Annotated in this window: 20 protein-coding genes; 11 read left to right on the top strand and 9 right to left on the bottom strand. The window is 46.5% G+C overall.

Annotated features, from left to right (window positions below; genetic code table 11):
* Nucleotides 1-49: 49 nt before the first annotated feature.
* The 3 genes from QMZ64_RS08565 to QMZ64_RS08555 all read right to left on the bottom strand — a co-directional run bounded on the left by QMZ64_RS08565 (nt 50) and on the right by QMZ64_RS08555 (nt 2,203).
* The gene (locus tag QMZ64_RS08565; RefSeq protein ID WP_026580631.1) at nt 50-628 is read right to left on the bottom strand and encodes a class I SAM-dependent methyltransferase; all 579 of its coding nucleotides are present in this window, start codon (nt 626-628) and stop codon (nt 50-52) included.
* A 106-nt stretch (nt 629-734) separates the two neighbouring features.
* Entirely contained in the window at nt 735-1,712 is a 978-nt protein-coding gene (locus QMZ64_RS08560; RefSeq protein WP_301441237.1) for a glycosyltransferase family protein, read from the bottom strand.
* Between the two features lie 152 nt (nt 1,713-1,864).
* Nucleotides 1,865-2,203 (bottom strand): winged helix-turn-helix transcriptional regulator, encoded by a 339-nt coding sequence (locus QMZ64_RS08555; RefSeq protein ID WP_145652948.1) that lies wholly within the window; start codon nt 2,201-2,203, stop codon nt 1,865-1,867.
* Between the two features lie 230 nt (nt 2,204-2,433).
* Between QMZ64_RS08555 and QMZ64_RS08550 the strand changes: the two genes are divergently transcribed.
* The 8 genes from QMZ64_RS08550 to QMZ64_RS08515 all read left to right on the top strand — a co-directional run bounded on the left by QMZ64_RS08550 (nt 2,434) and on the right by QMZ64_RS08515 (nt 10,406).
* Nucleotides 2,434-2,877 (top strand): DoxX family protein, encoded by a 444-nt coding sequence (locus tag QMZ64_RS08550; RefSeq protein WP_265627539.1) that lies wholly within the window; start codon nt 2,434-2,436, stop codon nt 2,875-2,877.
* Nucleotides 2,849-3,709, top strand: coding sequence for a VOC family protein (locus QMZ64_RS08545; protein ID WP_075755169.1), 861 nt, complete (start codon nt 2,849-2,851; stop codon nt 3,707-3,709). Before QMZ64_RS08550 ends, QMZ64_RS08545 begins: the two co-directional genes overlap by 29 nt.
* A 329-nt stretch (nt 3,710-4,038) precedes the next feature.
* Entirely contained in the window at nt 4,039-4,632 is a 594-nt protein-coding gene (locus QMZ64_RS08540; protein WP_301441236.1) for an NAD(P)H-dependent oxidoreductase, read from the top strand.
* The gene (locus QMZ64_RS08535; protein ID WP_065644613.1) at nt 4,629-5,240 is read left to right on the top strand and encodes an NUDIX hydrolase; all 612 of its coding nucleotides are present in this window, start codon (nt 4,629-4,631) and stop codon (nt 5,238-5,240) included. Before QMZ64_RS08540 ends, QMZ64_RS08535 begins: the two co-directional genes overlap by 4 nt.
* A 14-nt stretch (nt 5,241-5,254) precedes the next feature.
* Nucleotides 5,255-5,785: a YfiT family bacillithiol transferase gene (locus QMZ64_RS08530; protein WP_301441235.1), complete on the top strand. Its 531-nt coding sequence runs from the start codon at nt 5,255-5,257 to the stop codon at nt 5,783-5,785.
* A gap of 380 nt (nt 5,786-6,165) precedes the next feature.
* A complete protein-coding gene (mprF, locus tag QMZ64_RS08525; RefSeq protein ID WP_301441234.1) occupies nt 6,166-8,718 on the top strand; it encodes a bifunctional lysylphosphatidylglycerol flippase/synthetase MprF in 2,553 nt (850 codons plus the stop codon).
* A gap of 111 nt (nt 8,719-8,829) precedes the next feature.
* Complete coding sequence (locus QMZ64_RS08520; protein ID WP_265627535.1) at nt 8,830-9,726, top strand: PhzF family phenazine biosynthesis isomerase; 897 nt, start codon at nt 8,830-8,832, stop codon at nt 9,724-9,726.
* 101 nt (nt 9,727-9,827) lie between these two features.
* Nucleotides 9,828-10,406 (top strand): nitroreductase family protein, encoded by a 579-nt coding sequence (locus QMZ64_RS08515; protein ID WP_065644615.1) that lies wholly within the window; start codon nt 9,828-9,830, stop codon nt 10,404-10,406.
* A gap of 33 nt (nt 10,407-10,439) precedes the next feature.
* Here QMZ64_RS08515 and QMZ64_RS08510 read toward each other — a convergent pair whose 3' ends face one another.
* From QMZ64_RS08510 to QMZ64_RS08495, 4 genes are all read right to left on the bottom strand, one after another.
* On the bottom strand, nt 10,440-10,634 hold the full coding sequence (locus QMZ64_RS08510) for a YfhD family protein (protein ID WP_020450618.1): 195 nt from the start codon (nt 10,632-10,634) through the stop codon (nt 10,440-10,442).
* 68 nt (nt 10,635-10,702) lie between these two features.
* Complete coding sequence (locus tag QMZ64_RS08505) at nt 10,703-10,816, bottom strand: YfhE family protein (RefSeq protein WP_023856002.1); 114 nt, start codon at nt 10,814-10,816, stop codon at nt 10,703-10,705.
* Between the two features lie 67 nt (nt 10,817-10,883).
* Nucleotides 10,884-11,414: a GNAT family N-acetyltransferase gene (locus QMZ64_RS08500; protein ID WP_165426369.1), complete on the bottom strand. Its 531-nt coding sequence runs from the start codon at nt 11,412-11,414 to the stop codon at nt 10,884-10,886.
* 267 nt (nt 11,415-11,681) lie between these two features.
* On the bottom strand, nt 11,682-12,581 hold the full coding sequence (locus tag QMZ64_RS08495) for a TIGR01777 family oxidoreductase (protein WP_265627534.1): 900 nt from the start codon (nt 12,579-12,581) through the stop codon (nt 11,682-11,684).
* A gap of 68 nt (nt 12,582-12,649) precedes the next feature.
* Between QMZ64_RS08495 and recX the strand changes: the two genes are divergently transcribed.
* Both recX and QMZ64_RS08485 read left to right on the top strand, forming a co-directional pair.
* Nucleotides 12,650-13,441: a recombination regulator RecX gene (gene recX, locus QMZ64_RS08490; RefSeq protein WP_243943925.1), complete on the top strand. Its 792-nt coding sequence runs from the start codon at nt 12,650-12,652 to the stop codon at nt 13,439-13,441.
* A 4-nt stretch (nt 13,442-13,445) separates the two neighbouring features.
* Nucleotides 13,446-13,760: a YfhH family protein gene (locus QMZ64_RS08485; protein WP_003179919.1), complete on the top strand. Its 315-nt coding sequence runs from the start codon at nt 13,446-13,448 to the stop codon at nt 13,758-13,760.
* 29 nt (nt 13,761-13,789) lie between these two features.
* On the opposite strand, the gene QMZ64_RS08480 is transcribed toward QMZ64_RS08485, so the two are convergent.
* Both QMZ64_RS08480 and QMZ64_RS08475 read right to left on the bottom strand, forming a co-directional pair.
* A complete protein-coding gene (locus QMZ64_RS08480; protein ID WP_003179922.1) occupies nt 13,790-13,960 on the bottom strand; it encodes a YpzG family protein in 171 nt (56 codons plus the stop codon).
* 26 nt (nt 13,961-13,986) lie between these two features.
* Nucleotides 13,987-14,136: a small, acid-soluble spore protein K gene (locus tag QMZ64_RS08475; RefSeq protein WP_003179924.1), complete on the bottom strand. Its 150-nt coding sequence runs from the start codon at nt 14,134-14,136 to the stop codon at nt 13,987-13,989.
* A gap of 130 nt (nt 14,137-14,266) precedes the next feature.
* On the opposite strand from QMZ64_RS08475, the gene QMZ64_RS08470 reads away from it, so the two are divergent.
* Nucleotides 14,267-14,536 carry a YfhJ family protein gene (locus QMZ64_RS08470; RefSeq protein WP_265627533.1) on the top strand — a complete coding sequence of 90 codons (270 nt, stop codon included), beginning with the start codon at nt 14,267-14,269 and terminating at the stop codon, nt 14,534-14,536.
* Nucleotides 14,537-15,006: the final 470 nt, after the last annotated feature.

The following is a 15,006-nucleotide window of genomic DNA, read 5'->3' as shown; positions in this document are numbered from 1 at the left end:
CGCTTCACAGGTTATCCGCATTAGCTCGCTGCATGCCAATTCCCGTTTATTATCTTTTTTTGCAGTTCAGCACGTAAATTTCATTCTTCAGCTGTTCAGATGTTTTAATGACGACTTTTTCGCTGCCCTGAAAATCCAATATGCCGTCGTATCTTTCGATGACTTCGTCAATATGTTTAAAGTGGCGGACATGGGCGCGTGAATCATAGTTAGGCACAGAAATCACCATATCGCTCCCTTGAGGAAGACTTGATAAAAACGCTTTGTCTTTCTCGATATGCTCTAACACTTCCAGCAAAACAAAAACATTGTATTTTTGCAGCATCCGGACGATCGCCTCGTCATATACATTCCCTTCGATGAAAGTAAACGAGGGATTATATCTTTTGGCTTCTTCAAGCATTCCTTTGGAAAAATCGATGCCTAAATATTTTCTGTATCCTTTGTCATATAAAAGCTTTGCGAATCTCCCTGTGCCGCAGCCAATATCAACAATTGTTTCATCTTTGGACTCCGGCAATAGACGTGCAGCTTCCTCATACACCTTTTTCCAAGGGCTTTTTTCAAGCGGAATCAGATGTCGGTCAATAAATTGATCATAAAACTCAGCGGGCATTTCCGTTCCCATATTTTTCACCTCGAGATCTTTTAAATCATCAGTAATAGAAATATATGTCCGGAAAGAAAATGCGTGCGGGAACAATCCCGCCGGATAAGAAAAATGGATCCATTCATCACCGTTTCCGCTGCTCTAAAAAATCTATTATCGCGTCTGCTATTTCTTGTGCGCGCGCACGATAGGTATGCCGCGAATGAACGAGACGGTAGCCGTTGTCTGTGATACGCTGCCTTTCTTTTTCGTTTTGAAGATAGTATTTTGCTTTGTCATAAAAGTCTTCAACTTCACAAGCAATGAAATGGGTGCCATCTTTAAAACCAAGATCGTAAATATCTTGATTTGGTTCCGCCAGCAACAGCGTTCTGCAGGCAGGAGCTTCAAAAAATTTTAACAACGGGTAGCGAAGGGTGCTTCCGCACGTGAAAAATATCTTGGCCCTGTTCAGTTCCTGGGCATACTTTTCATTCAAAAAAGCCTGCTTGATTTCTTCTTCATCAGTTATGACATTGCCGGGATGGGGGTGGTGAACAAACCCTTCTTCATGCTTCATGGTCTGCAGTACAGCTTCCCTAAAATGGTACTTTCCTTTTGGAGGGTATCTTTTGTTTCCTTCATGCACGAGCCCCATGAGCAAATAGTCTATCGTTTTTTTCAACTTCCAGTCCTTGAATATTTCTGGATCAACTGCCCACGGGACCCATCTGAATTTTTCTTCGTACTGGGGATATTCATTTAAAAAATGCTCTTTTGTCACTGAAAAAATTAAATCAATTTTGTTTTCTTCGAAATAGCTGCTTCTGATATGTTTATTAAAATGAGAATCGATCACAAACGCGCCGGTGGGGATGTTTGTATCCTTGAGCCCCCTTATGTTTGGGGATAGTGAGAAGCCGTAGGCAATGTCGTAGTGGAAAATGAAATCAGGGCGAAATTGGATTTTGTCCAATATATCCGGAAGATAGCCGTCTGTATGCCAGTACATGACTTCGGCAAACTCCTCCATCGATTTCATCATTTTATACTTTACTTCATGTTTGGGCATGGTCTTCCAAAACGTTTTAATCAGAACTAATATTTTCAAGCATCTCCGCATTTCTTTCTCCTCTCAGGATGTAATCTTTCCCTATTTAATATATGAGGATTAAAAATTGATGTTCAGGCAAGCATTAAAAAGGCGGGGAACTGAAAAATATGCGGAATAAAACGGCAAAACAAAAAGGCGATGCACCTGAGATGCACGCCTTTTTAATGATTTTCCCGTTCATTGGCGTCGTCCAGATCGATCCATTCCTGCGACCATTTTTCCATTCCTTTAAGGACCGATTCGAGCGCCTGTCCTTTTTCAGTCAGGGAGTATTCGATCCGCACCGGAGTTTCCGGATACACGTGCCGGTGGATGATGCCCTCGTGTTCGAGTTCTTTTAATCTTTCGGATAACAGCCTTCCGCTGATGGGAAGGGAAGATTCTATATGGCAAAACCGCTGCGGGCCGTTAAGAAGCTGGTGAATGATAAATCCGTTCCAGCGCTGACTTATCATTTTCATTCCTTTTTCGAATTTCGGACATAAAGATGATAGGCTCATATTCCTCACCTCTCTAGGTCTATTATAACGGTATATCAATGAATGAGCAAAGCTCATAAAATGTCTTGACGTAAGTTCGTTATTTATATATACTAACTTACACAAAGTAAGTAACGAACGAAAAAAGGAGGACACTGCAGACTTCTGATGCGGATGATATGTTGATAGATGGGTAAAGTTGGCGTACGTCATTGGTCTCTTAAATAAAAAATAAACAAGAGGAGAAAATAATGAACAACAAATACGAATTAGGTGCATTTATTTTACGTTTGGTTACCGGTCTTACATTTTTGCTTCACGGGCTTTCAAAATTTCAAGGCGGGATTGAAAATACTGTAGGATTTTTCAGCAGTGTCGGAATTCCGGGCTTTCTCGCCTATATCGTAGCGATTATCGAATTGGCCGGAGGGGCTTTAATGATTCTCGGGCTCGGTACGCGTGTGATTGGCCTTTTATTTGCGATTGTCATGCTGGGGGCCATTTTCACTGTTAAGCTCTCCGCCGGTTTCATGGGAACGGATGGAGGCACAGGCTATGAATTTGATGTAACGCTTCTTGCCATGTCTTTATACTTGGCCTTGAGTGGAAGCAGCATGCTGTCCCTTGGGGAAATGATCCTGAAATCAAGGAAAGAAGGAAAAACAGATGACGCAGCAAATTCACCCGGGCACTGAGCTCGGATATGTCAAGCTGAAGGTGAGCCGTCTTGAAAGATCGGTTTCTTTTTACAGGGATGTGATCGGTTTTCAAGTATTAAAACGGGACGGCAAAACGGCGGAGTTCACAGTTGACGGGAAAAATCCGCTTCTGATCATTGAAGAGATTCCAAATGCTGTTGTGCTGCCTGAAAGATCGGCAGCAGGCCTTTATCATTTTGCCATTTTGCTTCCAAATCGAAAGCAGCTCGGCATGGCTGTGAAGCATTTGCTCCGCTCCGGTATTGAACTCGGCCAGGGAGATCACCTTGTCAGCGAGGCGCTTTACTTGTCAGATCCTGATCAAAACGGAATTGAAATCTACCGGGACCGCCCGCGCGAGGGATGGAAGCGTGATGAACAGGGGAACTACGTGATGGGCACGGAACCGGTTGATGTCCAAGGTCTTCTTGAAGAAGCCGATGGCCACGAATGGCAAGGTCTTCCCCCTGAAACAAAAATCGGACACGTCCATTTTCACGTCAGAGATTTGAAGCAGGCGAAAGAATTTTACCACGCTGTGCTGGGATTTGATATCACAGGAGATTATCAGCACATGTCAGCGCTTTTCGTCTCTGCCGGAGGCTACCATCATCATATCGGTTTAAACATCTGGGCCGGACAACATGCGCCATTTGCTCCACGTGATGCGGCAGGCATGGCGTATTACACGGTTCTTCTCCCGAGTCAGGCGGAACTGGACCGAATCGTAAAAAAACTGAAAAGCTCAGGTTATGCCGTTGAGCATCAAGAAAACGCATGGTTTGTTCAAGATCCGGCTTCAGGCATTGATATAAGGTTGACTGCTTGAAAAGGCGAAACTAAGGTGAAACTTTAGTTTCGCCTTTTTTTTATGCTATTCAATCAAAGGACAACAATAGCAAAGAATGAGAATAAACAGACATCAATAACAAAGATTCAGTGGCGGCAGCTGTGCTAACATGAATTCGAAAAATTGGAAACGAAACAGGGGTGAAGGCGATGGCAAAAAGCCTGACTGGCAAGGCGAAACATCCGCCTGTCTCCGTTTTTTTACAAAAGGAAAGGGTTTTTCTATCATATGTGCTCCAAGTTCATTTTCTTTAAATTCTGCAAAATAAACAATATAATTCCATCAAAGGACGAAAAGGAGGAAGCGATATGCAGACTGCCGTTATATATGCACACCCAAATCCAAACAGTTTCAACGGGGCCATTTTAAATCAAGTCATAAAGGCGCTTGAGGACGGTAAGCATTCTTATGATGTCATCGATTTGTACAAAGACCGGTTTGATCCCGTTCTTTTATTTGATGAAAAGAAAAGGCGTTCTGATATGAAGCGCGACCCGGAAACCGCCGAATATCGAAGAATTGTCAAAAACGCCGACCATCTGATTTTCATTTATCCGCTTTGGTGGGGCGGGATGCCGGCGATCATGAAAGGATTTATTGACCGCGTTTTTGCCGCCGGAGAAGCTTATACATATCAAGGAAAGCTGCCAAAAGGCCTGCTGAAGGCGCGCACGGCAACGGTTTACTACACGGCTGACGCTCCGTCGTGGTATTTGCGGTTTTGGCGGCGCGATGCCGACTGGGTGACGGTTAAAGATGTGATGTTGAAGTTTTGCGGCGTACGGCGGGTAAAGCGCCTGCTGTTTGCCGGTGTAAAAGACAGCTCTGAAGAAAAACGAACGCAATGGCTTGACCGTGTCTACCGGTCTATAGCTCCTGCAGATCGGGGGATCAGCGAATGACAAAGGATCTGAAATGGCTGGATTGGGCAAAGGAAATTCAAGCCATCGCCCAGGCGGGGCTGGCCTATACAAAAGATGACTTTGATCGTGAACGTTTTGAGCGGCTTCGCGAGCTGAGCTGCGAAATCATCGCCGATTATGCGGAAGCCGATTTCTCAAAAGTGAAAGAGCTTTTTGCCGGAGAATCGGGCTATCAAACGCCTAAAGTCGATGTAAGAGCCGTGATTTTTAAAGATCATAAGCTCCTTCTTGTCCAGGAAAAAGCAGACGGTAAATGGGCGCTGCCAGGCGGATGGGCAGACATCGGCTTTACGCCGAAAGAAATCGCGGTTAAAGAAACGCTTGAAGAGACAGGTTTGAAAGTCAAGGCGCACAAACTTTTGGCGGTCATGGATAAAATGCGCCACAACCACCCTCCTTCCGCCTTCCACATCTATAAGCTGTTTATCGCCTGTCAGATTGTCGGAGGCAAGGCGGAAGCGGGGATGGAAACGCAAAACCTTGGGTTTTTCCCATTGGAGAATCTGCCTGAATTATCGGAAGCAAGGAATACGTATGAACAGATCGAATACCTTTTTGGAAAGCATGAGGAAGTGTATTGCGACTAAGGGAGGAACAGACAATGGATCAGTCGAAATATCCGATCGGCGCCTTTTCCAAACCGCTTGAAGCGGACGAAAGGGAACGGGAGAAATGGATCGGGGATCTGAAGCAAGCGCCGCATCTCCTGAGAAGCGCGGTGGCGGGACTAAATGAAGAACAGCTTGATACGCCGTACCGAACCGGAGGCTGGACTGTCCGGCAAGTCGTTCACCATCTCGCCGACAGCCATATGAACGGCTATATTCGAAGCAAATTGGCGATGACAGAGGAGTCGCCTTTGATCCGCACGTTTGACGAACAGAATTGGGCTGGACTTACCGATGCCAGAACGATCGATCCGGATTTGTCGCTCGCGCTTTTGAACACGCTGCATCTGCGCTGGACCGCTTTTTTTGAATCTTTAACAGAGGAGGATTTTGAAAAAGCGTACGTTTATCCGGACACAGGAGAGAAAATGAAGCTGTATCAAGCGCTCGCTCTCTATGTGTGGCACTCACATCATCATATTGCCCATATTACAGAGCTTCGAAAAAGAATGGGTTGGAACTGAAAAAAACGCGCCGCTGCGCGTTTTTTCAGCGTGTCGCCAAACCCTCGCATTCGTTGTCAGGCCTGCGCGTCGGTGCTCACGAATTCCAACATTCGCTGCGCTCCGATGCTCGGCCTTCCTAGACTGCAAGGGTTTTCAACTACGCTGAAGGGATGACAAAATCCCAAAACAAATAGCTGTTTTGCGATTTTGTCAACAATCTGAAAAAAACGCGCCTTTGCGCGTTTTTTGTTTACCGTTTGTTTTCAGAGGGGATGGTTAACACTAACATAACAGCAGAATCGTTGGTTTTTGCTTTTTCTAGCCGGTAAATTAAGGTAAGATATATGAGTTATCAAAATGTGATGGATTTATCCTGTGATTAGAGAGAAGTGGTTTTTATGAAAAAAAATGCGCTGGCGATTTTAAGGATTGTAATTCCGGCGGCTGTTCTTTTGTTTGTCTTTTTTCAAGCGAAAAAAGAACTGGCCGGACTGTCTTTTAAAGCAACATTTTTGATTATCGATCAAATTAATCGGATTGACCTGTTTATCCTTGTTTTTCTCGGACTTGCCGCCATTTTGGCGATGACATTATACGATTTTGTTCTGGTTCGCTCCCTCGGAATGAAGGTTTCGAAATGGAAGACGATCAAGGTGTCCTGGATCGCCAACTCGCTTAACAATGTTCTCGGATTCGGCGGATTGTCCGGTGCAGGATTGAGAACGATCCTTTACAAAGAGCATGTTGATGATGTGAAGAAGCTGATCAGGGGGATTGCTTGGCTTGCGTCTTCGATTCTTCTCGGACTGTCTGTCCTCAGCCTTCTCGTCCTTGCCGGGATTCTGCCTGCCGGGGATCTGTTTACAGAAAAAACGTGGGTGCTGCTGGCTGTTACCGGTACGGCGATAATCGCTCCCGGTGCGGCCGTCATTTTAATGATCAAAAAGAAGAGAAGCGCAGGAGCCGAAAAAGGCATGCGGCTTTCGGTCTTCTTGTCTTATTTGGGTGCATCTGTGATCGAGTGGTTTGCCGCTGCAGCGGTCATGTATTATTCCCTTGTAACGATGGGTGTCGAATTAGACGCGAAAACCGTTCTCGGCGTTTTTACAATTGCATCTGTAGCCGGAATGATCAGTCTCGTTCCCGGCGGATTCGGTTCGTTCGACCTGCTTTTTTTGGTGGGGATGAGCAAGCTTGGGGTTGATCAGGAAATCACTCTGACGGCGATTGTGCTTTACAGGATCGCTTATTCGTTTATCCCTTTTGTGTTCGGCCTTATTTTTGCAGCAGCCGATTTGACTGGGAATACGATGAAGAAGCTCGAAGAAAAGCCGATTATTGCCCCGGCAATAGAAACGACCAATATTCTGTTGATTTTACACAGAGCGCTGTTATTCAGACTGCTGAACGGTTCGCTTTCAGTCATCGCGTTTTGCAGCGGAGCGATTGTGATCGCATCTGTGGCGCTGCCGATTGACAGAATTACATTGATACCGAATATTCCGAAGTACATGCTCGTGTTTTTTAACGGCTTGTCCCTCAGTTTCGGCTTGATTTTGCTGATCTTGCCGCTGGAACTTTATCGGAGGACAAAGAGATCTTATTATATGACGCTGACCGCTTTAGCGCTTGCCTTTCTGTTCACGCTTTTTAAAGGTTTTAATATTAGCGCGGTCTTCATGATTCCTGTGGTGTTTGCCCTGTTTGTCCTGTTGAGGGGGCAGTTTACAAGGGAGCGGGCTGTCTACACATTCGGGCAAATCGCATGGGGAGCTTTTATCTTTCTCTTTACTTTGCTGAATTACAATATTATCGCTTCAAACATTTGGGAGGCGCTCGGCCATATCCTTGTAAAAGATTATTTCATTCACAGTGAACGCCATGTCGATTTCGCGACGTTTTTTGCGTTATTTTTCGTTCCCCTGTATTTCGTTGTTTTCATCTGGACGTTTAACAGGAAAACGAAAGAGGTCGGTGAAGCTCCTGACTCGGAGAAACTGGAGGCATTCTTAAAAGAAAAAGGCGGAAACGCTTTGAGCCATTTGGGCTTTTTAGGTGACAAGCGGTTTTTTTATTCAAGCGACGGGAATGCGCTGATTCAATTCGCCAAAGTCGGCCAGCGTCTCGTTGTGCTTGGCGACCCGTCCGGCCTGGAAGGCTCGTTTCCGCTCGTAATCAAAGAATTTCTTCATACGGCTGACCAAAAAGGGTATCTTGTCATTTTCTATCAGATCGAACGAGAAGACATGGGGCTCTATCATGATTTCGGATACCGTTTTTTTAAGCTTGGAGAAGAGGCGATTGTCGACCTTGACACCTTTACAATCAGCGGAAAAAAGCGGGCCGGATTAAGGGCGATTCACAACCGTTTTGAACGGGAAGGATATACATTTCATGTCGAACAGCCTCCGTTTTCGGCAGAATTCCTCAACGAGTTGAGGCAGGTATCTGATGAATGGCTCGGCCGAAAAAAAGAAAAAGGCTTTTCACTCGGGTTTTTTCATGAAGGTTATTTGCAGAAAGCGCCGATTGCCGTTTTAAAAAGCGAAGAAGACGAGATCGTTGCGTTTATGAATATCATGCCGATGTACCGCGAAGGGGAAATATCCATCGATCTGATGCGCTATTCGAAGAAAGCGCCGAAAGGAATCATGGATGCGCTGTTCATCTATTTATTTCAATGGGGAAAAGAACAGGGCTACACGGCCTTCAATATGGGAATGGCCCCTTTATCGAATGTAGGGACATCGTTTCAGTCGTTCTGGACGGAGCGATTAGCCGCCGTGATTTTCAACAATGTCAGCTACATGTACAGTTTCAGCGGACTGCGGTCTTTTAAAGAAAAATATAAACCGGTTTGGCGGGGAAAATATTTAGCCTATCGGAAAAATCGATCTCTCCCGGTGACGATGATTCTTGTGACGAGGCTGATCGGAAGGAGAACGAAGTGAGGCCGTTTTTTAAAACGGTCTTTTTTAGATTGCCATTGTAAGGAGTACTGAAAGGCGGTATACTGCAAATGATTGGAAGGGAAGGATCGAATCGACAAATGGGGGATCACAATGAAGCAAATTGAAGTATTAAGATATGACGCATTTTCAAAGACAGCGGGTCAGGGAAACCCGGCGGGCATCGTGCTTGAAGCAGACGGATTGACCGATCGCGAAATGCAGAAGATCGCTGAACAGGCAGGCTATAACGAAACGTCTTTCCTGCTGCCGAGCGAGTCGGCCGACATAAGGATCCGCTACTTTACGCCGGGCCATGAAATGAATCTATGCGGACATGCGACTGTTGCTTCTCTTTATGCGCTTCTGGAAAAAGGCGCGATCGAAGCCGGGGCGCAGCTGAAGGTCGAAACAAAAGCGGGCGTTCTTTCCGTGTATACCGCCTCTGACGGCAATCAGCGGTTTTTTGTGACGTTGGAGCAGGCGCCTCCGTGTTTTCAGTCTTTCACAGGAAGCAGAAGCCAACTGGCGGAAGTGCTGGGGATCAGCGAAGCGGACTTTCATGAAGCATTGCCCGTTGTTTACGGCAGCACAGGGATATGGACATTGCTTGTGCCGGTGAGAGATTTGGCCGCAATCCGCAGGATGAAGCCCGTTCAAGCTGAATTCCCCAACATTTTAACCGAGATGCCGCGGGCGTCTGTCCACCCGTTTTGCCTGGAGACGATCCATCGGGATTGCCAGCTTCACGGCAGGCATTTTTCATCGCCTTATTCCGGAACGAGTGAAGATCCTGTCACAGGAACGGCATCAGGAGTGATGGGCGCTTATATGAAAACGTACGGAAAGGAATTCTGTGAAGAGAGCCGGACTGATTTTCTGATCGAACAGGGCCAGGAAATCGGGAAAGACGGAAAAGTGAAAATCGAAGTTGCGGAACAAAACGGCATCATGAAAGTGCGTATGACAGGAACCGCTGTATTTGCTGAAAAGCAGAGCTTTGAGGTGTAAAACAGACACCGCCTTTTTTAACGAGTGATGATCATTGCAAACGCCAGCGGTAAACATTATAATCAACAATGATAATCATTTTCATTTAAGGGGGCGGCCACATGAAAGACACGCTGGAAATTCAAAGTATTCGCGATTGCGTCAGAAATAGAAGAACGATTCGAAAGTTTAAACAGGATCCGGTGCCGAAAGAAGTGGTGCTGGAACTTTTGGAAGATGCCGTTTATGCGCCGAACCACAAGCTGACAGAACCGTGGCGGTTCATTTATATCGGGACGGAAAGCGGGAAAAAGAAGCATGCCGACAATTTAAAAGCGGCGTTTAAAGAGCTCAAGCCGAATATGCAGGAAGAACAAATCAATAAGTTCAGAGAGCATATTCTCAGCGTTCCGGCTTTTCTCTTCGTAATTATGAAAGAAGACGAAAATGAACGGGTCAGACGGGATGACTTTGCAGCCGTCAGCTGTTTGATCCAGAATCTTCAGCTTCTCGCTTGGGAAAAAGGCATCGGCATGGTATGGAAAAGCGGGGAAGTTCTCTCTCATGAAACATTGCACAGGTTAATGGGACTGGAGCGCGATGAGCGGGTAGCGGCTCTCTTGCAGCTCGGATATCCTGCGGAAATTCCTGAAGCGAAGCACAGGACCCCGGCCGCACAGCTTTTTACTGAATTAACTTAAAGAATGAGGCCCGGGAATCCCGGGCCTCGATTATTATTTTGACTGCCGCTTTTCCGCGCGCTTATCAGCTGCCTGCATGCGGGCTTGTGCTTCGCGGTCATCCTGATCGGCGAGTTCTGCAGAATATTCTTCGTACACTCCGTCAGCTTCTCTTTTATACTGATCAGGAACTTGAGGGAGCTTTTGCTTGTTTTTGTCACGGTTTTTGTGGATTGCATTTCTGCCCATATGATCACTCCTCATCAATAATCGGCCGGTCAAGCTTTATTGTTCGCTGATCAGGCTCCCGCTATGCATTACGATTTTTCCCTTGCGGCGCGCTCAGCCCTTTTAAATTCGCGCGAATATCTGACTTCCTGCGTCTTGTTCAGAGAGGATTTAAAATGCTCCCGTTTTTTCTTGTCAGCCATCTTTTCAAGCCTCCTCAAAACCTCAGTTATTCACAGGCTGTCCGTTTCAACGGCATTTATACAAGTTTTAAGCTTCTTTTAACCGGCGGTTTTCCTCTTCGAATGTTCTCATGCTGTACAGCGTGTACATATCTTTCGGAATTTCATACAGGTGAAATGTATCGCTGCCGGCCCAGTCAAGATCAGCCTTGACGGCATATGGGAGCTTTTCCGCCGCTTTGAGGGAGCGCATATTTGTTTTTCTGATTTTCATAAAAACGGCTTCGATTTGCTTTTCATAAAAAAGTTCGCAAAAAAACGCGTCTTTCGCCCGTTGATTCAAGCCTTTTCCATGATAAGGTTTGCCGAGCCATGTGCCAAGGAAGCCTTTTTGATCTTCGATTTCATACAAGCTGATGCAGCCGACCGGGTTTTCCCATTCATCAAGTATCGTTCGCGATATCAGCTTTCCCTGTTCTTCCTCTTCGATCATGTTTTTGACATGAAACATATACTCTTCAATCGTCTCCGCTTTATTTCTGACAAAAGGGAAGACATCCGGATGAATCATCAGCTCAAAAAGTGCATAGCAGTCGGTCAGTTCCCGTTTCTTCAGCATGGCAGCCCCTCCTTAGTTTGAGGGCGGCTTTTCCAGCAAGAACGGGACGCGTGAATCCACCCTCGGAATTTTTTAATTTGCGGAAACCGTTGTCCGCGTATCTTGCACATCCATTAAAAAATTCGGGGTGGGAATCGAACCCACTAAAACCAGAGACCTGGTGGCGCACCATTTGCCTTCCCTGTACGTGTATGCTGCTAAAAAGATACTTACATTTTACGCAGCTGGGAAAGGAAAAGCTACAAGGCTTTCGCTGGAAAACGCCTTTTATGTCAAAAGGTGTTGCAGGGCATCTTCCAGTTCGGGATATATGAAACGATAGCCGTTCTGAAGCGCTTTTTTCGGGAGGACTCGCTGCCCTTTCAGCACGAGCATGCTCATTTCTCCGAGGACGCCTTTTATTACAAATTCGGGAACCGGGAGCCAGTGAGGGCGCTTTTCTACTTTTGCGACGGTTTGTCCGAATGTTTCCATCTGAACGGGATTCGGTGCCGTAACATTGACAGGGCCGGACAGCCGCGGCTGCTCAATCGCTGATAAAATCATGCCGACGGCGTCTTCGATATGAATCCACGGAACCCATTGCCGTCCTGAGCCGATGCGTCCTCCTGCAAACAATTGATAAGGGAGCGCCATTTTTGGGAGAGCCCCTCCGTCTTTTCCAAGCACCATGCCAAAACGCATCCAGACGGTGCGGATGCCCAGCGCTTCGATTGGTTCGGCTGCCTTCTCCCACGAAGCTGTCGTTCGGCTTAAAAAATCTTCAGCTGAGACGGGGGATTCCTCTGTGAATGTCTGTTCAAGACTCGTTCCGTAAATGCCGACTGCGCTCGCCTGAATGAGGGTGTTCGGCTTCTTCCGAAGACTTTGTATGATGCGGGCCGACTCCTGCACGGAGCAGAGGCGGCTTGCCGCGATCTCCGCCTTCGTTTTTTCATTCCAACGGCCGAAAAGCGATTTTCCAGCTAAATTGATCCAAACATCGATATCGGTCAGCTCTGTTTCAGGGCGGGCGCCGTTTTTTTGCCAGAGAACGTAAGAAGTGTTTTTTTGTTCGGTTTCCGCCGGTTTTCTTGTTAAAATATAGACGTGATGTCCCCGGGCGGTTAAGGCGTTTGTCAAATGCCTGCCGATAAAACCTGTCCCGCCGGCAATCGCAATCTTCATCATGATTCCTCCCTTTCATGATCATTAACCTTATTGTAAAAGAAGAAAACAAAAGAAGGGAGTTATTTATGCCATATATTACAAAGATTTCTGCCCAGAAAAACAATGAAGAGCGGGTCAATATTTTTCTGGATGAAAAGTATGCGTTCAGCGTCGATCTGGACGTGCTCGTCAAGTTTGACCTGCGAAAAGGCAAAGAACTTGATGAGCTTGATATCATTGAGATTCAGTACGGAGACGACGTAAAAAAAGGGTTCAAAAAGGCGCTCGATTATTTGTCATACCGGATGCGCTCGACAAAGGAAGTCAAAGACCATCTCAAGAAAAAAGGGGTCGCAGATTCTGCGATCACAGAAATCCTGCATATGCTTAAAGGTTATAAATATTTGGACGACCGTGAATTTGCAGCTGCATATGTCAGCACCCACAGAAAAACGAGCGGCAAAGGCCCCGATGTCTTATTCAGAGAGCTTAAACTGAAAGGGATCGATGATGAACTGATTCAGGAAGCGCTCAGTTCGTTTTCGTTTTCCGACCAGGTCGAGGCCGCGCTCAAGCATGCGGAAAAAGTGCTCAAAAAAGAAAAAAAGCTGTCCTCCAAAGAGACGAAACAGGCCATCGAACAGCACCTTGTCAGAAAGGGATTCTCCTTCGATGTCATCTCGGCCGCGCTTCAGGAAACGGATTACGAAAACAACGACAGCGCTGAAAGGGAAGCGCTTGAGAAGCAAGGGGAAAAAGCGATGAAGAGGTGCGGTTATGACGGATCGTACGAAACGAAAATGAAGGTCAAACAGCATCTGTTCAGAAAAGGCTTTTCAATCGACATGATTGATCAATTTTTAGATGAAAAGGGATGAGAATATGGAGAAAAGATACAGTGAAATGACTGCACACGAACTGCACCAGGAAATCGCGGGTCTGACCGAAAAGGCAAGAAAAGCGGAACAAATGGGGATTGTGAATGAACTGGCCGTTCACGAACGAAAAATCGCGATGGCGAAAGCTTACCTTCTTGATCCGGCAGATTTTAAAGCCGGCAACGTATACGAAATCGAAGATGGGGGCGATGATTTTCATATCCGCTATTTAAACGGCGTCTTCGCCTGGGGATACCGTCTTTCGTCACCTGATCATGAAGAGGCTCTGCCGATTTCTTTATTAAAAGAAAAGGGCTAAGCCAAAAGCTTAAACCCTTTTCGCAAATGTTATCTTGTCCGGATGCGCGTGTTGCGCTGGAGAATGATGAGGTCCTGGGTCTGCTGCGTTTCTCCGTTTACCTGCGCGCGCGCATGCTTTGTGTTTGCCCATGGCTGCGGATAGTTTTGCGTTTTCATCTGGTTAAAATCGTTTGTATACGGTTTGCGATTTGCACACAAAAGAAATCACTCCATCCCAGAAAAGTTTAGCGTTTGCCGGAAGCCCTCATTCTTTCTTGCGGATGAGTATTTGTGCTTCCGTCAGGGCGCTTTGAAGCAAAATCATCTTTGGCCCGGGGCTCGCCTTCAAATTTATTGTTGTTCATGTTCGGAAAGCCTCTTGATTTATTTCGCATCTCTTTTAGGCTCCTCCAATCAAGTCCATAATGTTTGCGTCTTCGGTTCGGAAGACGTAAGGTTAGTATATGAAAAGGACGACGTTTTCAAAAAGAAAGTTTTTTCCTTAGGGAAAGGGGGAAAAGCCAAGTGGAAGAGTACTTTGAAAAGCTGACAAATGCGCTTCTTGAAAAAAATCATATGCTGAGTTACGCACAAGCCAGAACATGGGTTGAACTGCTGTGGGGGGATTTCGAGGCGACATTTGCAAAGGCCGGCCACCCGTACAGAGGAAAAGAGCTGACAGAGCGTGTCGTCAAAGAGTGGATTGAGCACTATGGCAGCAAGTTGCATTTATTTCAAAATGATAAGCCTTCTTACAAGGATCTGTTCTCCGGAGACCGCCGGCTGCTTCATTAAGCATTTCTTTCGAAAAGAATGATTGGCGTGCAAGCGATTGTCATTGGTTTCGGATTGCCGGTGTTAGCGCCGCATATCAAAAGGAGCCCGAATGGCGTATGAAGGGAGTGAAGGAAGGCGAGGCCAGCGGGGGCCGTCTGTCCGTTGAAGCGAAGACTGGTGCCGCCGGGTGTTAAAGCTTGCCTGATCCATGACCGTTACATTGTGTCATTCGCCGATTCCCGGGTTGTCGAGAGGAGCCGAAGAGGAACGGACTCACGGTCCACCTGCAGAATAACCGCGGGAGGCTTGGCCTGAAGTCATGCAAAAAGCTCTTTCTGCAACGCCCGTTTTTCCATCATGGATCAGTCGGAGAAGACAGAGCCGGTTTCCGCCCGGTGGAAAAGGACATATTAAGTGAACGGATTTGATTGCGGCGGCGGGCTGTGGACCCTCCGGTTTAACAATCGGTCCTTACGAGGTTTTCCCTG

The organism is Bacillus sp. LB7 (assembly GCF_030449715.1).
Lineage (GTDB): Bacteria > Bacillota > Bacilli > Bacillales > Bacillaceae > Bacillus > Bacillus paralicheniformis.
The sequence above is the reverse complement of the archived record's forward strand: the minus strand, read 5'-3'. Positions and strand labels throughout refer to the sequence as shown.

Excerpts from the sequence above, each read along its gene's own strand:
- QMZ64_RS08540 (WP_301441236.1), top strand. The coding sequence starts at position 4,039 with ATGCAGACTGCCGTTATATATGCACACCCAAATCCAAACAGTTTCAAC.
- QMZ64_RS08550 (WP_265627539.1), top strand. The coding sequence starts at position 2,434 with ATGAACAACAAATACGAATTAGGTGCATTTATTTTACGTTTGGTTACC.
- QMZ64_RS08510 (WP_020450618.1), bottom strand. The coding sequence starts at position 10,634 with ATGGGCAGAAATGCAATCCACAAAAACCGTGACAAAAACAAGCAAAAG.
- QMZ64_RS08485 (WP_003179919.1), top strand. The coding sequence starts at position 13,446 with ATGGAGAAAAGATACAGTGAAATGACTGCACACGAACTGCACCAGGAA.
- QMZ64_RS08555 (WP_145652948.1), bottom strand. The coding sequence starts at position 2,203 with ATGAGCCTATCATCTTTATGTCCGAAATTCGAAAAAGGAATGAAAATG.
- QMZ64_RS08565 (WP_026580631.1), bottom strand. The coding sequence starts at position 628 with ATGGGAACGGAAATGCCCGCTGAGTTTTATGATCAATTTATTGACCGA.
- recX (WP_243943925.1), top strand. The coding sequence starts at position 12,650 with ATGCCATATATTACAAAGATTTCTGCCCAGAAAAACAATGAAGAGCGG.
- QMZ64_RS08515 (WP_065644615.1), top strand. The coding sequence starts at position 9,828 with ATGAAAGACACGCTGGAAATTCAAAGTATTCGCGATTGCGTCAGAAAT.
- QMZ64_RS08545 (WP_075755169.1), top strand. The coding sequence starts at position 2,849 with ATGACGCAGCAAATTCACCCGGGCACTGAGCTCGGATATGTCAAGCTG.
- QMZ64_RS08500 (WP_165426369.1), bottom strand. The coding sequence starts at position 11,414 with ATGCTGAAGAAACGGGAACTGACCGACTGCTATGCACTTTTTGAGCTG.
- QMZ64_RS08535 (WP_065644613.1), top strand. The coding sequence starts at position 4,629 with ATGACAAAGGATCTGAAATGGCTGGATTGGGCAAAGGAAATTCAAGCC.
- mprF (WP_301441234.1), top strand. The coding sequence starts at position 6,166 with ATGAAAAAAAATGCGCTGGCGATTTTAAGGATTGTAATTCCGGCGGCT.
- QMZ64_RS08495 (WP_265627534.1), bottom strand. The coding sequence starts at position 12,581 with ATGAAGATTGCGATTGCCGGCGGGACAGGTTTTATCGGCAGGCATTTG.
- QMZ64_RS08520 (WP_265627535.1), top strand. The coding sequence starts at position 8,830 with ATGAAGCAAATTGAAGTATTAAGATATGACGCATTTTCAAAGACAGCG.
- QMZ64_RS08560 (WP_301441237.1), bottom strand. The coding sequence starts at position 1,712 with ATGCGGAGATGCTTGAAAATATTAGTTCTGATTAAAACGTTTTGGAAG.
- QMZ64_RS08475 (WP_003179924.1), bottom strand. The coding sequence starts at position 14,136 with ATGCGAAATAAATCAAGAGGCTTTCCGAACATGAACAACAATAAATTT.
- QMZ64_RS08530 (WP_301441235.1), top strand. The coding sequence starts at position 5,255 with ATGGATCAGTCGAAATATCCGATCGGCGCCTTTTCCAAACCGCTTGAA.
- QMZ64_RS08505 (WP_023856002.1), bottom strand. The coding sequence starts at position 10,816 with ATGGCTGACAAGAAAAAACGGGAGCATTTTAAATCCTCTCTGAACAAG.